This window comes from Deferrisoma palaeochoriense (genome assembly GCF_054656955.1).
This window is the reverse complement of record NZ_BAAHXI010000010.1, coordinates 44976-60952: the sequence shown is the minus strand read 5'-3', so window position 1 is coordinate 60952 and position 15977 is coordinate 44976. Positions and strand designations below refer to the sequence as shown.

Genomic DNA, 15977 nt, shown 5'->3' with positions numbered 1-15977 from the left:
GGGCCGATCGGGTACCATCGGGGGCTGTTCGGGGAGTGTTCGTTTTTCTTCCGGTTGCCGCCCGGTTGCGGCGCCGCCGAGAGGGAGGCCAGCGATGCAGACCCGCCCGATCTACCTCGTGGATGCGTTCACCCGCACGGCGCTCCAGGGGAACCCCGCCGGGGTCATGCCCCACGCCCGGGGGCTCGACGAGGACCACATGCTCGCCATCGCCCGGGAGGTGAACGCCTCGGAGACGGCCTTCGTGCTGCCGAGCCGGGAGGCCGACTTCCGGATCCGGTTCTTCACGCCGTCCCAGGAGGTGCCCTCCTGCGGTCACGCCCTGGTGGCGGCGCTCACGGTGCTGGAGGACCTGGGGGAGATCCGGGTCAAGGGGGAGTTCGCGCGGGTCCGGGTGGAGACCGGGGTGGGGGTGCTTCCGGCCGACCTGGTGCGCACGCCCGAGGGCATCCGGGTGGACCTCACCCAGGACGCCCCGGCGTTTCGGCCCTGCACGCTTCCGGCCGACGAGATCCTGGAGGCCCTGGGGGTGGACGAGGAGGACCTGCGCACCGATCTCCCCCTGGAGCTCGCCTACACCGGGCTGTGGCACCTCGTGGTGCCCCTGACCACCACCGAGGCCCTCGACGGGCTCCTGCCCGATTTCCGGGCCCTGGCGCGTTTGAGCGAGGAACTGGGGGTGCTCACGGTGCACGTGTTCGTGGAAGGCTCCGACGGGTACCACTGCCGGGATTTCAGCCCGGCGGCCGGGATCGACGAGGACCCGGTGACCGGCACCGCCTCGGGGGCCCTGGGCGCGTACCTGGTGCGGCACCGGGCCGCGGCCCCGGAGCGGCCCTTGCGGATGGTGCAGGGCGAGGCCTGCGCCCGGCCCGGGGAGGTGCGGGTGGTGGTGCACGGGAAGCCGGGGGAGCCCGAGCGGGTCGTCGTGGGCGGCCACGCCGTGGTGAGCCTTCGGGGCCACCTGCGGCTGGGGGACCTGGGGTGACCCTGGAGACCGGGGTCCGGTTCCCGTCGGAGGGGGCCGAACTGGAAGGGCGACTCCACGTTCCCGGGGGGGAGCCCCCGGTTCCGGGCGTGGTCGTGTGCCACCCCCACCCGCTCCACGGCGGGTCCATGAGCGTGCCGGTGGTGAAAGCCGTGGCCCGGGCCCTGGCGGAGCGGGGAATCTCCACGCTCCGGTTCAACTTCCGGGGGGTGGGGCGGAGCACGGGCGCCTACGACGAGGGGGAGGGCGAGGTGGACGACGTCGTGGCCGCGGCGGCGTTCCTGGCGGCCCAGCCCGGGGTGGACCCGGGCCGGCTCGGGCTTGTGGGGTACTCGTTCGGGGCCTGGGTGGGCGGCCGGGCGGCGGAGCGGATCCTCCCGGGGCTCCGGGCCCTCGTGGCCGTGGCGCCGCCCCTGGAACGGCTCCCGCTCGAGGCGTGGACCCGCATCGCCGCTCCGAAGCTTGTGCTCGTGGGCGACCGGGACGACTACTGCCCGCTCGACCGGTTCGAGTTCTGGTACGCCGCGCTCCCCGAGCCCAAGGAGCGCAGGATCCTCCCCGGAGCCGACCATTTCCTGGGCGGCCGGGAAGGGGAGGTGGCCCGGGCCGCGGCGGCGTTTCTGGACCGCCACCTCAAGGAAAACCCGGGGTAGGCGGGATTGGGCCGAAGGCCCGGAAGAAAGGGGCCTCGCGGCTCGGAAGCCGGTCCCAGAGGCTGGGGCAGCCGATCAGGCTGGGACCACAAAGGATTTTGGCGTCCTGGCCTCCCAGCTTCCCAGCATCCCAGCCTCCCAGCTTCCACCCTACGTAAGGAGTTCCGGCGCGGCGGCCTGGGCCTCCTTGGCGGTGCGGCAGGCCCGGGCCTGGCGCACGAGCTCCCGGGCCACCAGGATCTTCTGGACCTCGTTCGCCCCCTCGTAGATCTGGGTAATCTTCACGTCCCGAAACGCGCGCTCGGCCCGGTTCCCCGCGATGCAGCCGGGCCCCCCCAGGATCTGGAGCGACCTTTCGCAGGCCCACATGGCCGTCTCCGTGGCGAACAGCTTGCACATGGCCGACTGGGCCGTGTAGTCCTCGCGGCCGGCGTCGATCATGCGGGAGGTGCGCTCCACGAGGGCGCTCGCGGCCTCGATCCGGGAAGCCACGTCGGCGATCAGGAACCGGATGCCCTGCTTGTCGATCAGGGGCTCCCCCATGACCCGGCGCTGGCAGGCGAAATGGATGGCGGCCTCCAGGGCGCCCCGGGCGAGCCCCACGGCCTGGGCCCCGATCCAGGGCCGGGAGATGTTTAGGGTCTCCATGGCGAGCACGTAGCCGTCGTTCTTCTCGCCGATCCGGTCCGCGTCGTCCACCGGCACCCGATCGAAGTAGACCGAGGCCGTGGGGATGCCCCGCATGCCCAGGAGCCGGTTCGGGGGGCCCACCTTGACCCCCTCCCGGTCGGCCGGCACGAGGTAGGCGGCCACGTGCTTGAGGCCGGGCTCCCGGAAGTTCGCGAACACCACGTAGGAGTGGGCCTTTCCGGCGTTGGTGATGAGGTACTTGACCCCCGTGAGCCGGAAGCCGCCGTCTTGGTGGACCACCTCGCTTCGCATGTTGTAGGCGTCGGAACCCGAGGGGGGCTCGGTGAGGGCGAACCCCACCAGGTGGCCCGACCGGGCTACCCCGGTGAGCACCTCCTCCCGCCGGGGAAACTCGGGCCGCAGGACCACGGGCAGCACGCCCACGGCCTGGACGATCAGAAGGAGCGACAGCGCCCCCGAGTACCGGGCCACCTCCTCCACCACGGCCGCGAACTGCAGGTGGGAGAGCCCCAGACCCCCGAGCTCGGGGGGCACCTGGGCGGCCATGAGGCCGGCCTCCTGGTAGGCCCGCAGCACGTCCTCGGGGAACTCCGCGGTACGGTCCACCTCGGCGGCCCGCCGGGCCACGAGATCGAGCACCTCGCCGAACCGTTCCCGCACCCACGCCCGCGTTCCGTCCATCGGCGTACCTCCTCGAAAGAAGGGAATTCCGGGAGCCGCGCCGGTCCGTGGCGATTGCCGCACGCGTCCGTCTATTGGTTTGTTTCCTACCGCAAAGGTCAACGAGAAATCAAACTGGAGTTGGCGGGGGCGCCGAGGGGCTTCCGGCAAAGTGGGGCTAAGCGCCTTCAACGATTCACGATTTACGATTTCAGATTTACGGATCTCGATTCCCGGCTCCCACCCCCTAGCCCCCCGGTTGCCACGCCGGGGTCTCGGAGGGGGCAGGGTGGTCCGGCGCCTCCATCAGCGCGAGCGCCGTGTCCACCAGTTCCGCGCAACTGGGTTCGGCGTAGATGCTGGCCTCCAGGTGGGGCCGGTAGCGCTCGAGCACGCTCTGAAACGCCTGGCGGGAGAGGCGTCCCTTGCGGTAGAGCCGCCGCAGGTGGGCCCGGATCACGCCTGCGGCCTTCAGGCTTTGGTAGCCGGTGGGGTCGGCCCGGAAGCACCAGGCCTCCTCCCGGTCGATCAGGAACGCGAGCACCGCGTTGAGGGACAGTTCCTTGTACTCGGCAACCCTCGTCGGGTCGAGGGCCACCCGGGACTGGCTGAGGGCCTGACGGATGATGTCGTGCCAGCGCCGGAACCGGCCCATGAGGACCACGCTGTTGAAGATGACTTTGTTCGTCTGGAACGACAGCAGGGTGCGGCTCAGCACCGATTTCAGGAGTTCGTCGTTGTCCTGGTGCATCTCGCGACTGATGCGGTAGGGGATGCGCCAGATCTCGTCGGGGGCGTGGGTATCGAACCGGACCTCCCAGTAGGTGTGGTTCATGGCCCGGGTGGGGAAGCTCAGGATCGTCTTGAACGGCACAAAGTAGTTGTGGGCCACGACGTCGGCGGCCAGGTGGGAGAGGTACCCCCACGCGAAGGCCTCCTGGCTCGGGCGCCGGGCCCGGGAGAGCACCTCGAGCCCCACGGTCCACCGGTGACAGTGGCGCAGGTAATGGGTGAGACGTTTGGCCACCACGATGTCGGCCGCGATGGAGCCGTAGAGGAAGTCCAGGGGGTGGGCTCGCAGGAGGGCCTGCAGAGCCGCCGGCAGGAGACCCAGGTGCTCGAGCACCCGGGTCCCGAGCTCCAGGTGGGTGGCCGGGCCCCAGGCGAGGCCCGCGGCCGGAAACACGAGGATCAGCGCGAAGGCCGCGGCGATCCGGGCGAAAACGGGCATGGACGAAGGTTCCTGAGCGGGCGGCACACCGCCCGCGCGGTTCACTGGGTTCGGCAGGTCGGCGCGAAGTATAAAGCGGGTGTCCGGGGCGGTCAAAGCGGCCGCGGCCCGGCTTGACCCCCTTTCCCGGCCCCGACTAGAATCCCGCGCTTCCCGAAGCGTCTTTGCTCGCCGGCCGGGCGCGGCCGATTCGGCCCGGCGTCCGGATGGTTCACGGCGCCCCCGGCCGCCCTTCGCCCGGGCGGGGACGACGTCGTCACCAGCGCCCCCTGAAAAGCGGTCTGCCATGCCTGCCACCCCGTTTCGAGCCGATCTCACCACCCGCCTGGGTCCCCTGGAACTTCGAAACCCGGTCATCACCGCATCTGGCACGTTCGGGTACGGGGCCGAGTTCGCCGGCTACTGCGACCTGGGGCGGCTGGGGGGCATCGTGGTCAAGGGCCTGAGCCTCGAGCCCCGGCCCGGGAACCCGCCGCCCCGCATCGTGGAGACCCGCGCCGGCATGCTCAATGCTATCGGCCTCCAGAACGTGGGAGTTGAGGCCTTCGCCCGGGAGAAAATGCCGTTTCTGCGGGAGGTGGGCACCCCGGTCATCGCCAACTTCTTCGGAAACACCGTGGAGGAGTACGCCCGGTGCGCCGAGGCCCTGGACCGGGTCGAAGGCCTGGCGGCCCTCGAGGTGAACGTGTCGTGTCCCAACGTGAAGGCGGGGGGCATCGCGTTCGGCACCGACCCGGTCCTCCTCGGACAGGTGGTCAAGGCGGTACGCCGAGCGACCCGGTTGCCCCTGATCGTGAAACTGAGCCCCAACGTGGCCGACATCCGGCCCCTGGCCGAGGCCGCGGTGGACGCGGGGGCCGACATCCTGAGCGTCATCAACACGATCCCGGCCATGGCCGTGGACCTGGAGCGCCGCCGGCCCGCGCTGGCCAACGTGACCGGGGGACTCTCGGGTCCCGCGATCAAGCCGGTGGCCCTCCGGATCGCCTGGGAGGTGCTCCAGACGGTGGACGTGCCGGTGATCGGCATGGGGGGCATCTGGGACGCCCGCGACGCCCTGGAGTTCTTGTGCCTGGGGTGCCGGGCGGTGCAGGTGGGCACCGTGAACTTCGTAACGCCCTGGGCCGCGGTGGAGATCGCCGACGGGATCGGCCGCTACCTGGACGAGAAGGGCATCGGCCGGCTTTCGGAGTTCATCGGCACCTTCGAGGTGGGGCGATGAAGGGGCCGGGCCCGGGACCTTCCGAAACCCGGCGGTACTGCCGGTGGGTGGCCGACGACGAGCTGGCCCGCCGGTTCCACGACGAGGAGTGGGGCCGGGACCCGGGCACCGACCGGGCCTGGTTTGAGCTCCTGTGCCTCGAGGTGTTCCAGGCCGGTCTCTCCTGGCGGCTGGTGCTGCGGCGCCGGAAGGCGCTTCGGGAGGTCCTGGCCGGGTTCGAACCCGGGGTCCTGGCCGGCTGGGACGAGGAGGACGTGGGCCGGGCCCTGGGGGCCCCGGGCATGATTCGAAACCGCCGGAAGCTCGAGGCCGTGGTCCGAAACGCCCGGGCGTTTCTCGACGTGCTCGCCGAGGCCGGATCCTTCGGGGCCTGGGTGGACGGCCTTCTGGCCGCCGGCGGGGAGGACGCCGTGACCCGGGAGTTCCGGCGGCGGTTCCGGTTCCTGGGGCCCACGCTGGTCCGGAGCCTTCTGGAGAGCGCGGGCCGATTGCCGCTGCCCCACGATCCGGACTGTTACGCGGCGGGGGGCGGGGGGTGAGGCTTCCGGGGTTCCGGCGGTTCGAACTGCCCACCCTGGGTCGGTGGGTCGCCCTGAGCGCCTTGGTGGGCGTGGTGGCGGGCGCCGGCGCCATCGGCTTCTACTACGCCACGAATTTCGCCACCGAGTTCTTCCTGAGTCATCTGGCCGGGTACGCGCCCCCCGAGGAGGGGGTGGCCGACGGGGTCCGGATCGACTCGCTCGCCATGTCGTTCCGGTGGTTTCTGGTGGTCATCCCGGCCCTGGGGGGCCTGGTGTCGGGGTGGCTCGTGTACACCTTCGCCCCCGAGGCCGAGGGCCACGGCACCGACGCCGCGATCGACGCGTTCCACAACAAGGGCGGCCTCATCCGGGCCCGGGTGCCCATCGTGAAGACCCTGGCCTCGGCCGTGACCATCGGCACCGGCGGCTCGGCCGGCCGGGAGGGCCCGATCGCCCAGATCGGCGCCGGGTTCGGCTCGTTCCTGGCCACCCGGCTCGGCCTCACCCCGGGCGACCGCCGGGTGCTCCTCCTGGCGGGCATGGCCGGGGGCATCGGTGCCACCTTCCGGGCGCCCCTGGGCGGGGCCCTGTTCGCGGTGGAGGTGCTCTACAAGAACCCCGAGTTCGAGCACGAGGGGCTCATCCCCTCGATCATCTCCTCGATCGTTGCCTACTCCCTCTTCGGTGCCGTGACCGGGTGGGAGCCCCTTCTCGACACCCCCCGGTTTCGGTTCGACTATCCACCCGAGCTCCTGGTGTTCCTGGGGCTCGCCGTGGCCTGCGCGCTCCTGGGCTGGGTGTACGTTCGGGTGTTCTACGGGCTTCGCGACGCTTTCGCCCGGCTCCGGATGCCGGCGGCCCTCAAACCGGTGATCGGGGGGCTGGCCCTGGGGGTGCTGGCCCTGGGGGTGCCCCAGGTGATCGGTTCGGGGTACGGGTGGATCCAGGCCGCGCTCCACGGCCGCATGGCCCTCTGGGTCATGCTCGTGGTGTGCCTGGCGAAGATCCTGGCGACGAGTTTCACGATTTCCTCGGGGGGGTCGGGCGGCGTGTTCGCCCCGAGTCTCGTGATCGGGGCCATGCTGGGCGGCGCCTTCGGGCTCACGGCCGAGTCCCTGTTTCCCGCGCTGGTCCAGGACCCCCGGGCCTACGTGCTCGTGGGCATGGCCGGGTTTTTCGCCGGGGTCTCCAACACCCCGGTGGCGACGCTCATCATGGTGAGCGAGCTCACCGGAAACTACGGGCTCCTGGCGCCCCTCATGCTCGTGTCGGTGGCCGCCATGCTCACGGCCCGGGCCACCACGATCTACGAAAAGCAGGTGCCGGGCCGGGTGGACTCGCCGGCCCACCTGGGGGACCTGGTGGTGGACGTGCTCGAGGGGATCCGGGTGCGCGACCTGGAGGACCAGGGCCGCCGGCCCACCCCGGTCTCTGAGGACCTGCCGCTGCCCCAGATCCTGGAGTGCATCGCGGCCGCGGACACGGCCTACTACCCGGTGGTGGACCGGGACGGCCGGATGACCGGGATTTTTTCGGTGAACGACATCCGCCGGATCCTGAACGAGGACCTGCCCCCGAACCTCGTGATCGCCCGGGACATCGCCGTGCCCCGGGTGATCACGGCCACCCCCGACGAGCCCCTCTCCCAGGTGCTCCGGAAGCTCTCGAGCCGGGGGCTCGAGGAGATTCCCGTGGTGGACCCGGCCGATCCGGGCCGGGTGCTCTACATGCTCTCGCGCCGGTCCGTGCTCGCCCGCTACACCCGGGAACTCGAGCACCGGAAGGGGGTGTACGCCGAGGCGTAGGGGAGGGGGGTCAAGAAACAAGGGAGCGCTGCCGATCCCAAGGGAGAGGACCCCTTTACGGGAAGGAGCGGCGGAACATGGTGCGACAGTGGCTGGTTCGGGCGGCGCTTCCGGTCGTGGCCCTGGTCGTGGCCGGCCCGGCTGGGGCGTGGGGGCTTTCGGGGCTAGAGTCCGTGCGGGTGGAGGTGGCCGTGGAGGAGGGCGCCGACCCGTTGGACGCCGAGGTGGAACTCCTGCGGGCGCTCCAGGAGGCTGGCGTTTCCGCCGGCGCCGCGGCGCGGGCCCGGCTGCGGCTCGACCTCGTGCCCGTGGACGGCGGTTGGTCGGCCGGCCTCGTCCTCACCCAGCCCCTGTGCCTGGAGCGCGATCCCCTGCAGTGCGCCGACCAGCCCACCTGGGTCGAGGTGGCCACGGACCGGAAGGGGGCGGACCCGATCTCCCTCGTGGGAGAGGTGGCCGCGCGGTTCGTGGCGGCCTGGCGAAGAGCGAACCCGAGGGCCTCCGATTAGGCCGCTCCCTCCCTCACCTCCCGGGCCTTGCACTCGGCGCAGAGGTCCGGCTTCACCCACAGGCCCAGTTCGGCCATGAGCTGGGCCTCGCTGGTCCACAGGATGGGGCTCCCGCACCGGGCGCAGGGAACGTCCACGGGAGGGTGTTCCTTCAAGAACCCCTCGCAGCGGGGGCAGAGCCGCTCGGGTTCGGGCCGGCCCAGGCGCTCGTGGAGAAGCTGGTCGAACCGGGTGAAGGTCCAGGTGCCGTCGCACCCCTCCTGGCGGCACGGCACCTCCCGGTCGGCCAAGGCCTCGATCCGCTCCTGGCAGCTCGGGCACAGCCGCCGGGGGGGCTTCCGGCCCCGTCGTAGGTCGGCCAGTTGCTGGGCCGCGGTGTACGTCCAGGTGCCCTGGCACGCGTGCACCCGGCACGGCACCTCCCGCTCGGCGAGGCCCTTCAGGTCTTCCTGGCACCTGGCGCACCGCCGCCGGGGCGGCTCGGTGCCCAGGCCTTTCCGCTCTGCCACGAGTTGGGCGAACGCGGTCCAGGTCCAGGTGCCGTCGCAGCCCCGGACCGAGCAGGCCACCTCCCGCTCGGCGAGTTCCTTCAGCCGGTCCTGGCAGGCGCGGCACAGGCGCTTCGGTGGCTTGCGGCCGGCCTTCCGGTCGAGAAGTTGCTCGAACCGATTGTAGGGCACTTTTCCGTCACAGCCGGGCACCCGGCAGGGGAGTTCCTGGTCCGCGAGTTCCCGGAACTCCCGGTAGCACGCGGGGCACATGCGCTGGGGCGGCGGGCCGTCTCCGGCCGCGAGTCGCTCCTCGGCGCTCCACCGCCAGGTCCCGTTGCAGCCGGACACCCGGCAGGGCACCTCCTGGGCTCCGACCTCCTTGGCCTCCGTCCGGCAGGCCGGACACAGAAGCTCCCGGGGTTCGCGCCCTCGGACCTTCCAGACGAGTTGTTGGAACCGGGTCACCTTCACGGTGCCGTCGCAGCTCGGCCGGCTGCAGGGCCGCTCCTGGTCGGCGAGGTCCCGGTAGAGGGCCTCGCACCGGGCGCACATGCGGGGTCGGGGTTCCCGCTCCCCGCGCCGGAGGGCCTGAAGGACCTCCTCGGCCCTCTGGGTCCAGGTGTTCCGGCATCCCGGGACCCGGCAGGGGATCTCCCGGGGCTGCACGGCGGCGGTGAGAGAGACGCGCATGGTGAATCCCTCCCTGCCCTAACTCGAAGAGCCGGGCGGTTCGGTGATCCGGAGAAGGACGTCGGGCGATCCTGCTCCGCGTTGACGCTCCCCCGGGATCCGGAGCCGAAGCCCGGGCCGCGCCCCCGGGGGAATCCGCACCCGGAACCGCCGGATGCCCCCGGGGGCGGGGAGGGCGATCTCGATGGTTCCCCCTCTCTCTCGGGTTTCCCGGGGCACCGGCAGTTCGTACTCCAGCATGGCCCTCGGCTTCGGCCGAGGCAGGGCCGCCCGCACGAGCCGGCCCAGGAGGCCGGGTTTCCGGGGCAGCGCCTTTCGGGGCTTCGTCCGGGGCGTCTTCGGCGTTCGGGTTCCCGAAAGGGGCTGGAACAGACCGCCCAGCGGGCCGACAAACACGAATCCACCGAAGAACACCCCACCCCCGCCCCCGTGGAACACCCTCCGCAGGTACGCCTCGTCGAACCGAAGGCCCTGGCGTCCAAACTCCTGGGCCATCTGCCGGAACAGCGCCCCGAAGACGGGATGGGTGAACAGATCGCGAAAGAGATCCTCCGGCCGGAACCCGGGATCGAACTCCGGCCGGCCGCGGGCGCGGGCCTCGTCGTAGGCCCGCCGCCGGGCCGGGTCGCCGAGGACGGCGTAGGCCTCGGTCAGATCTTTGAACGCCTCCTCGGCCTCCCGGCTCCCGCCGTTGCGGTCGGGGTGGAGTTCGAAGGCCTTTCGCCGGTAGGCCCTGCGGATCTCCTCGGGGCCCGCGTCGGGCGGGACGCCCAGGATGGCGTAGTAGTCCTTCACGCCGAGTCGCCTCCCGGAGCGCACCTCGAAAAGAACTCGCGAAGGTGTTTCGCCGTCTCGTCCGGGTTCTCCAGGGGGGCCAGGTGGCCAGCCCTAGACACGACGGCCCATTGACCCTTCCGGGCGCGTGCGGCCATCTCTCGGGCCACCTCGGGCGGGGTCAGGGCGTCGTCGGCCCCCGCGAGGAACAGAAGGGGCCGATCGCACCGCTCCAGCACGTCCTCGTAAGAGCCCCGGTCCCGGATGGCCGCCACATCGCGGGCGAAGGCCTCGGGTCCCACGGCCTTGCCCATCTCGATCACGAGATCCTCCAGGGGACCGCCCAGGTGGTATGGGGCGAGCACGCTTGCGGCGAAGGTTCGAAGCACCTGGTCGAAAGCGCCCCGCCGGATGAGTTCGAGCACCTGGTCTCGTTTGGCCCGGCGTTCGGGGGTGTCGCCGAAGGCCGTGGTGTCCACGAGGGCTGCGGCCGCGACCCGCTCGGGCCAGCCGCGCAGTAGCTCAAAGGTGATGTACCCGCCCATGGAGAGCCCGGCCACGAAGGCCGAGGGGACGCCCAGTTCGTCGAGCACGTCCACGATGCGGGCGGCCGCCTCCCGCAGGCGTCCCGCCCCCCAGACCCTCGGGTACACCACACGCCACTCCGGGGCCAGCAACTGTCCCACCGGGCGCCACAGCCGCTCGTCACACCCCAGGCCCGGCACGAGCACGAGCACCGCTCCGTTTCCTTCGACGATCGCGTCCATGGCTCTTCCTGCTGGGCGGCTAAGAACATTCGGGATTCCTGCGGGCCTTACGGCCCGGGTCGCGCCTTGGAAGGCGCTCCCACACCGGGGCCCCCCTCTCGCTGCGTTATTGTCCTGCGTAGCGGGGCCCCGAAGGGGCCCTGGGGAGCATCCAACTGACACCGGGCCCGTCGCCCGCGTTTTGGGGGCAAGGGGCCTCCCGGAGCGCCGGGTGCGGCCTCCGAAAATGCCGCGCAGTACCTCCGTCGCTCGCACTACGAACCCGCCTCGTCTGGGCGAGTGGGCCATGGAACCACCGCCTGGGGCCTGGGCTGCGCGGCGGTTCGGGTGCCGGCACTCGCGCCCGGCCGGAGGGAGGTCCCTTGCCCCGCCCGCCAGCGCGTGCGCCGGCGCTCACGCGTGCCAATAGGTCGCGAACAGGCCGCGCTTCGCGGGTCACGGCAGCTTTCAACCTACACGATCCCGGGCTAAGATTCCAAGACCACTGGCGTCTGCCCCGTTCCCAACGCCCGGAGGGTCCGATGGAACCGCTTCCGCTCCTACGTCCCGAGTTCCCCGCGCTGCTCGTCCCGGTGGCGGGCCGGATGGCCGTGGCGTTCGTCTGCGGAGCCCTGGTGGGTTCCGAGCGGGAGTGGAAGGGGAAGCCGGCCGGTCTCCGGACGAACATCCTGATCTGCCTGGGGGCGGCACTCTTCACCATGGGTTCGGAGTTCATGGCCAAGTTCGTGGCCCACGCACCCCAGGAGTCCACCCGGATCGCGGCCCAGATCGTGACCGGTGTGGGGTTCATCGGGGCCGGGGCGATCCTGCGGAGCGGCCGGGGCGTCGTGGGGCTCACCACGGCGGCCACCATCTGGCTCGTGGCCGCGATCGGGGTCGTGGTCGGGATGGGGTACTGGCTCGTGGGGCTCATCACGGCCGTGATGACCGTGGTGACCCTGGTGGCCCTCGGCCGGGTGGAAAAGCGGCTCATGGGACCGTGCGACATGCGCACGGTCGAGATCGAGTTGGGGCCGGACCGTCCGGTGACCCTGGCCCGCCTGGAGGCCATTTTGGAAAGCGCCCAGTGGCCCACCCGGGTGGACAAGATCGAGTCCCACGACGGGGGCACCCGAGTGCGGTTCACCTACTGCGCCCGCCACCCCTCCCACCGCGGGATCCTCTGGGATTTGGGCCAAATCCTGGACTGATACCAAATTGCGTTCAAAGCTACCGTTTCCTGATTCGGCCCGGCAAGGGGCCTGGTGGAGCGCCGGGCGTGGCTCCTACAGTGGCCGGATGCCGCACTCACGCACGGCCGGAACCAGGCCCCTTGCCGGGCCCCCGGGCTGGGTGTCTGTTTGAACGCAACTTGGTATGAGGCCCTCGCCTACTTCTTCGGCGGCGCCTTCTCGATTTTGACCGCCGCCCGCATACCCCGGTCGGCGTGGCCCGGGATCGTGCAGGTGAGGGGATAGGTGCCCGGGGTCACGGCCACGAAGAAAAGCCGGAGAGTCTGGCCGGGATAGACCTCGAACGAGGTGAACCGCCACGCCTTGGCCTCCACCACCGCGGGCACCTCGGCCTTGCGGGCGGCGATGGCCCGGAGGAAGTCGGGGGCGGCGAAGTAATGCTTCTCGCGGCCCTGATTCACGATTTCCAGGATGTACGGTTTACCTTCACGGAAGGTGAGCACCTGGGGCTCGAACCGGTATTCCGTCATCTCCAGCCGGACCGTCTCGGCCTGGGTCCAGTCGGCGGCCTCGACCCAGGGGGTCGGGTCCTTCACGTAGCCCAAAGGGGCGCACGCTCCCAGGGCCAAAAGGCCTGTCAGCCCGACGAGCCAACACCGCGGCTTTGCCATCTGACACTCCTCCCGTCTCAAGAACGCCATCCAGACCGCCGCGGTCCCCTTGGGGGTCCTGCGGCCCGAGGTCGAAGTCACTCGCCGCCTCGCCCCACCGGCCAAACGGCTCCTGGAAAACGGTTACGGGGGTGGCAGGGCCCAGGAACGCCGCTCCACGACCCGAACGGGCACCGGGCCAATGTCCTCGAACGCCCGGGCCGGAAGACATGACTCGAACACCTCTAGGGTGAGCACGTTTCCCCGGAGCTGGGGACAGTAAAAGGTCAGCACCACCCCGTCGATCCGGCCGCTTTCGTAGAGCCCGGTCACGGCCGGGCGAAGGGCCCGGGCCAGGCGGTGGGCGAAGGCGCCGAGGTCCCGACGGTCGAACCGGCGGAACGTGACCTTGGATTTCGCGAGCACCACCAGTTCCCCGGTGTCTCCCAGCCACACCCCGGCCACATAATACAGCTCCCCACAGCCGGCTTGGAAGCACAGGGTCTCGAGCGGCGCTGCCCAGCCCCCGAGCCGGGGATCGATGTACACCGGCTTCTGGCTGAACGCCGCCGCGGCCGTTCCCATCGCGAGCGAGGCAAAAACGATCCCCCAACGAATCCATCCCATGACCAAACGCCCCTCCCCCCGCTGCGGATTGGGCACACGTCTCCTTCATACCCCTTCTAGGCGGGAATGCAAGGCGGTGGGGGTTACCGCCCCAGGGACTCGGCCCAGCGGCAAAACCGGAGAGCCCGGTAGGCCAGGGCCTCCCGGGCTTCGCACAGGGAAACGGACCGGAACGCCACCTCGTCGCCGGGAAGGGCCTGGGCCAGGAAGGGGAGGTCGGCGCGGATCACGGTGGCGATCTTGGGGTAGCCGCCGACGGTCTGACGGTCGGCCAGGAGCACGATGGGCCGGCCGTGGGCGGGCACCTGCACGGCGCCCCAGGCGATGCCGTCGGAGAGGATGTCGGCCGGGCCCGCGTGCTCGATCGCCGGGCCGTCGAGCCGGTAGCCCATCCGGTCGGCCTGGGCCGACACGACATACCGCGAACCCAGAAACGTCGAGATGCCCCGGTCGGTAAACCGATCGGCCTGGGGCCCGAGGACCGAGCGCAGGAGCAGGGGCCCGGAAGGTGGGCGGGGAAGGAACTCGTCCGGCGCCCTTGCCCCGGTTTTCCACGTCCGGCGGTGCTCCCCTCTGGGCACCGGCAGTTCGTCTCCCGGGGCGAGGGGCCGGCCGTCGAGGCCCCCGAGCCGGGCGGGCAGGTACGTGGACCGGCTGCCCAGCACCTCGGGCACCGCGATCCCCCCCGCCAGCGCAAGGTAGGCCCGGCAGCCCCACCGCCGCCCCGCCGTGCGCAGCCTCGCCCCGGGGGCGGCCCGAAACGAAGTGCCGGGCGCGAGCGGCACCCCGTCGAGTTCGAATCCCAGGTCCGCCCCGGACACCGCCGCCGGGGTTTCCACGAGGAACTCCGCCTCGAACCCGCCCAGGGTGATCTCGAGGGCGGCCGCGCTGGGGTTGTTCCCCGCGAGGACGTTCGCCACCGCCAGGGAAAGGGGATCCATAGCGCCCGACACCGGGACCCCCAGGTGCTCGTAGCCCCGCCGTCCCGCATCCTGGACCGTGGCCAGGGGGCCCGGCCGGAGGATCCGGAGGGCCGGCCGCACGCTCACGCTTCCGCCTCCCGCAGGCGAAAGAATTCCGCCTCGTCGATGGGCCGGAACCGCACGCCCATGCCCGGAAGGGCCCGGGCCGGCGGGTGGCGGCCGGGATCGAACATCCGAAGCGGCGTGCGGCCGATGATCTGCCAGCCCCCCGGGGTGTCGAGGGAGTAGACCCCGGTCTGGGGCCCGGCGATGCCCACAGACCCGGCGGGGACCCGGGTGCGGGGTTCCCGCCGGCGGGGAGTGTGGAGCCGGGGGTCGAGGCCACCGAGGAACAAAAAGCCCGGGGTGAAGCCCAAAAGATACACCCGGTACACGGGCGCGGCGTGAAGTTCCACGGCCTCCCGGGGGCTGAGCCCGTGGACCCGGGCCACCTCGTCGAGATCGGGGCCGTACTCCCCGCCGTAGCACACCGGGATCTCCACCACCTCGGCGGGGGACGCCTGGGAGTCGGGCTCGGGAAGGCGGGCGTAGGCCTCCTCGATCCGCAGGCACAGGGCCTCGAAGGAGATCTGCAGGGGATCGTACTCCACGAACACGGAGCGGTAGGCGGGCACCCGGGCGAGGACCCCGGGGACCGCCCCGAGGGCCTTGGTAAGCCCTAGCACCCGTTCGTGGATCGCCGGCGAGATGGCGTCGCCCACCTCGGCCGTGAGGGCCGTCTCCCCGCAGGGAAGTATCCGGGGGTTGGGCCAGGGCTGGCTCACCGGGCGGCTTCCTCCCCGAACACGGCGGCCAGCGGCTCCACCCGGACGCCGGCGGCCTCCAGGGCCGCCCGGACCCTGCGGGCGAACTCCGCCGCCCCGGGGCTGTCGCCGTGGATGCAGAAGGAGTCGGCCTCAATCGGGATCTCTTCTCCCTCAAGGGTTCGGACCCGGCGCTCCAGGCACATGCGGACGGCCCGGCGGGTGACCTCCTCGGGGTCCTTCAACACGGCCCCCGGGACGGAGCGCGGCACGAGCGTGCCGTCGGCCCGGTAGGCCCGGTCCAGGAACGCCTCCCGGGCCACCGGGAGGCCGGCCCCGCGGCCCGCCCGCTCGAGCTCCGAGCCGGCCAGGGCCATGAGGATGAGTCCCGAACCGGCGTCCCGGACCGCCTCGGCAACGGCCGCGGCGAGCTCGGGGTCCACCGCCGCGCGGTTGTACAGGGCGCCGTGGGGTTTCACGTGCTGGAGCCGAAGGCCCCGGGCCCGGACGAAGGCCTCGAGGGCCCCCACCTGGTAGAGCACCCAGTCGTACACCTCTTCCGGCGTGGCCTCGATGCCCCGCCGGCCGAACCCCAGGAGGTCCGGGTAGCCCGGATGGGCCCCCGGGGCCACGCCTTGCTCCGCGCAAAGGGTCACGGTGCGGCGCATCACGTGGGGATCCCCCGCGTGGAACCCGCAGGCGATGTTGGCCGAGGTCACGACCCCCATGAGCCGCTCGTCGTCCCCCTTGCGGTACGCCCCGAACGACTCCCCCATGTCGGCGTTGAGGTCGATTCGGACTGTCATGACCCCTCCTTCACTATTACTCCGGCGGCCGAAT

General features: G+C 71.4%; 17 protein-coding genes. 7 read left to right on the top strand and 10 right to left on the bottom strand.

Annotation, left to right across the window (positions count from 1 at the left end; translation table 11 throughout):
- Positions 1-94: 94 nt before the first annotated feature.
- Both ACYQ8L_RS04640 and ACYQ8L_RS04635 read left to right on the top strand, forming a co-directional pair.
- Positions 95-988 carry a PhzF family phenazine biosynthesis protein gene (locus ACYQ8L_RS04640; protein WP_459940604.1) on the top strand — a complete coding sequence of 298 codons (894 nt, stop codon included), beginning with the start codon at positions 95-97 and terminating at the stop codon, positions 986-988.
- Positions 985-1641, top strand: coding sequence for an alpha/beta hydrolase (locus tag ACYQ8L_RS04635; protein WP_459940603.1), 657 nt, complete (start codon positions 985-987; stop codon positions 1639-1641). Before ACYQ8L_RS04640 ends, ACYQ8L_RS04635 begins: the two co-directional genes overlap by 4 nt.
- Positions 1642-1791: 150 nt before the next feature.
- Here ACYQ8L_RS04635 and ACYQ8L_RS04630 read toward each other — a convergent pair whose 3' ends face one another.
- Entirely contained in the window at positions 1792-2973 is a 1182-nt protein-coding gene (locus tag ACYQ8L_RS04630) for an acyl-CoA dehydrogenase family protein (protein ID WP_459940602.1), read from the bottom strand.
- Positions 2974-3199: 226 nt separating this feature from the next.
- Positions 3200-4183, bottom strand: a complete 984-nt coding sequence (locus ACYQ8L_RS04625; protein WP_459940601.1) for a zinc dependent phospholipase C family protein — start codon at positions 4181-4183, stop codon at positions 3200-3202.
- A gap of 286 nt (positions 4184-4469) precedes the next feature.
- On the opposite strand from ACYQ8L_RS04625, the gene ACYQ8L_RS04620 reads away from it, so the two are divergent.
- The 4 genes from ACYQ8L_RS04620 to ACYQ8L_RS04605 all read left to right on the top strand — a co-directional run bounded on the left by ACYQ8L_RS04620 (position 4470) and on the right by ACYQ8L_RS04605 (position 8240).
- Complete coding sequence (locus tag ACYQ8L_RS04620) at positions 4470-5405, top strand: dihydroorotate dehydrogenase (protein WP_459940600.1); 936 nt, start codon at positions 4470-4472, stop codon at positions 5403-5405.
- A complete protein-coding gene (locus ACYQ8L_RS04615) occupies positions 5402-5944 on the top strand; it encodes a DNA-3-methyladenine glycosylase I (RefSeq protein WP_459940599.1) in 543 nt (180 codons plus the stop codon). The genes ACYQ8L_RS04620 and ACYQ8L_RS04615 overlap by 4 nt, the downstream gene beginning before the upstream one ends.
- Positions 5941-7731 carry a chloride channel protein gene (locus ACYQ8L_RS04610; RefSeq protein ID WP_459940598.1) on the top strand — a complete coding sequence of 597 codons (1791 nt, stop codon included), beginning with the start codon at positions 5941-5943 and terminating at the stop codon, positions 7729-7731. The genes ACYQ8L_RS04615 and ACYQ8L_RS04610 overlap by 4 nt, the downstream gene beginning before the upstream one ends.
- Before the next feature lie 77 nt (positions 7732-7808).
- Positions 7809-8240: a hypothetical protein gene (locus ACYQ8L_RS04605; protein WP_459940597.1), complete on the top strand. Its 432-nt coding sequence runs from the start codon at positions 7809-7811 to the stop codon at positions 8238-8240.
- On the opposite strand, the gene ACYQ8L_RS04600 is transcribed toward ACYQ8L_RS04605, so the two are convergent.
- Genes ACYQ8L_RS04600 through ACYQ8L_RS04590 form a run of 3 tightly spaced genes read right to left on the bottom strand, consistent with a single transcriptional unit; the run spans position 8237 to position 10962 of the window.
- The gene (locus ACYQ8L_RS04600) at positions 8237-9421 is read right to left on the bottom strand and encodes a hypothetical protein (protein ID WP_459940596.1); all 1185 of its coding nucleotides are present in this window, start codon (positions 9419-9421) and stop codon (positions 8237-8239) included. The genes ACYQ8L_RS04605 and ACYQ8L_RS04600 overlap by 4 nt on opposite strands.
- 18 nt (positions 9422-9439) lie before the next feature.
- A complete protein-coding gene (locus tag ACYQ8L_RS04595) occupies positions 9440-10216 on the bottom strand; it encodes a J domain-containing protein (RefSeq protein ID WP_459940595.1) in 777 nt (258 codons plus the stop codon).
- Positions 10213-10962, bottom strand: a complete 750-nt coding sequence (locus ACYQ8L_RS04590) for an alpha/beta fold hydrolase (RefSeq protein WP_459940594.1) — start codon at positions 10960-10962, stop codon at positions 10213-10215. The genes ACYQ8L_RS04595 and ACYQ8L_RS04590 overlap by 4 nt, the downstream gene beginning before the upstream one ends.
- A 521-nt stretch (positions 10963-11483) precedes the next feature.
- Here ACYQ8L_RS04590 and ACYQ8L_RS04585 point away from each other — a divergent pair.
- Complete coding sequence (locus ACYQ8L_RS04585) at positions 11484-12152, top strand: MgtC/SapB family protein (RefSeq protein ID WP_459940593.1); 669 nt, start codon at positions 11484-11486, stop codon at positions 12150-12152.
- 179 nt (positions 12153-12331) lie between these two features.
- On the opposite strand, the gene ACYQ8L_RS04580 is transcribed toward ACYQ8L_RS04585, so the two are convergent.
- From ACYQ8L_RS04580 to ACYQ8L_RS04560, 5 genes are all read right to left on the bottom strand, one after another.
- Positions 12332-12805 (bottom strand): cupredoxin domain-containing protein, encoded by a 474-nt coding sequence (locus ACYQ8L_RS04580; protein WP_459940592.1) that lies wholly within the window; start codon positions 12803-12805, stop codon positions 12332-12334.
- 123 nt (positions 12806-12928) lie between these two features.
- Positions 12929-13411, bottom strand: coding sequence for a hypothetical protein (locus ACYQ8L_RS04575; protein ID WP_459940591.1), 483 nt, complete (start codon positions 13409-13411; stop codon positions 12929-12931).
- Between the two features lie 83 nt (positions 13412-13494).
- On the bottom strand, positions 13495-14460 hold the full coding sequence (locus tag ACYQ8L_RS04570; RefSeq protein WP_459940590.1) for a 5-oxoprolinase subunit C family protein: 966 nt from the start codon (positions 14458-14460) through the stop codon (positions 13495-13497).
- On the bottom strand, positions 14457-15158 hold the full coding sequence (gene pxpB / locus ACYQ8L_RS04565) for a 5-oxoprolinase subunit PxpB (RefSeq protein WP_459940589.1): 702 nt from the start codon (positions 15156-15158) through the stop codon (positions 14457-14459). The genes ACYQ8L_RS04570 and pxpB overlap by 4 nt, the downstream gene beginning before the upstream one ends.
- Positions 15155-15943 (bottom strand): LamB/YcsF family protein, encoded by a 789-nt coding sequence (locus ACYQ8L_RS04560; protein WP_459940588.1) that lies wholly within the window; start codon positions 15941-15943, stop codon positions 15155-15157. The genes pxpB and ACYQ8L_RS04560 overlap by 4 nt, the downstream gene beginning before the upstream one ends.
- Positions 15944-15977: the final 34 nt, after the last annotated feature.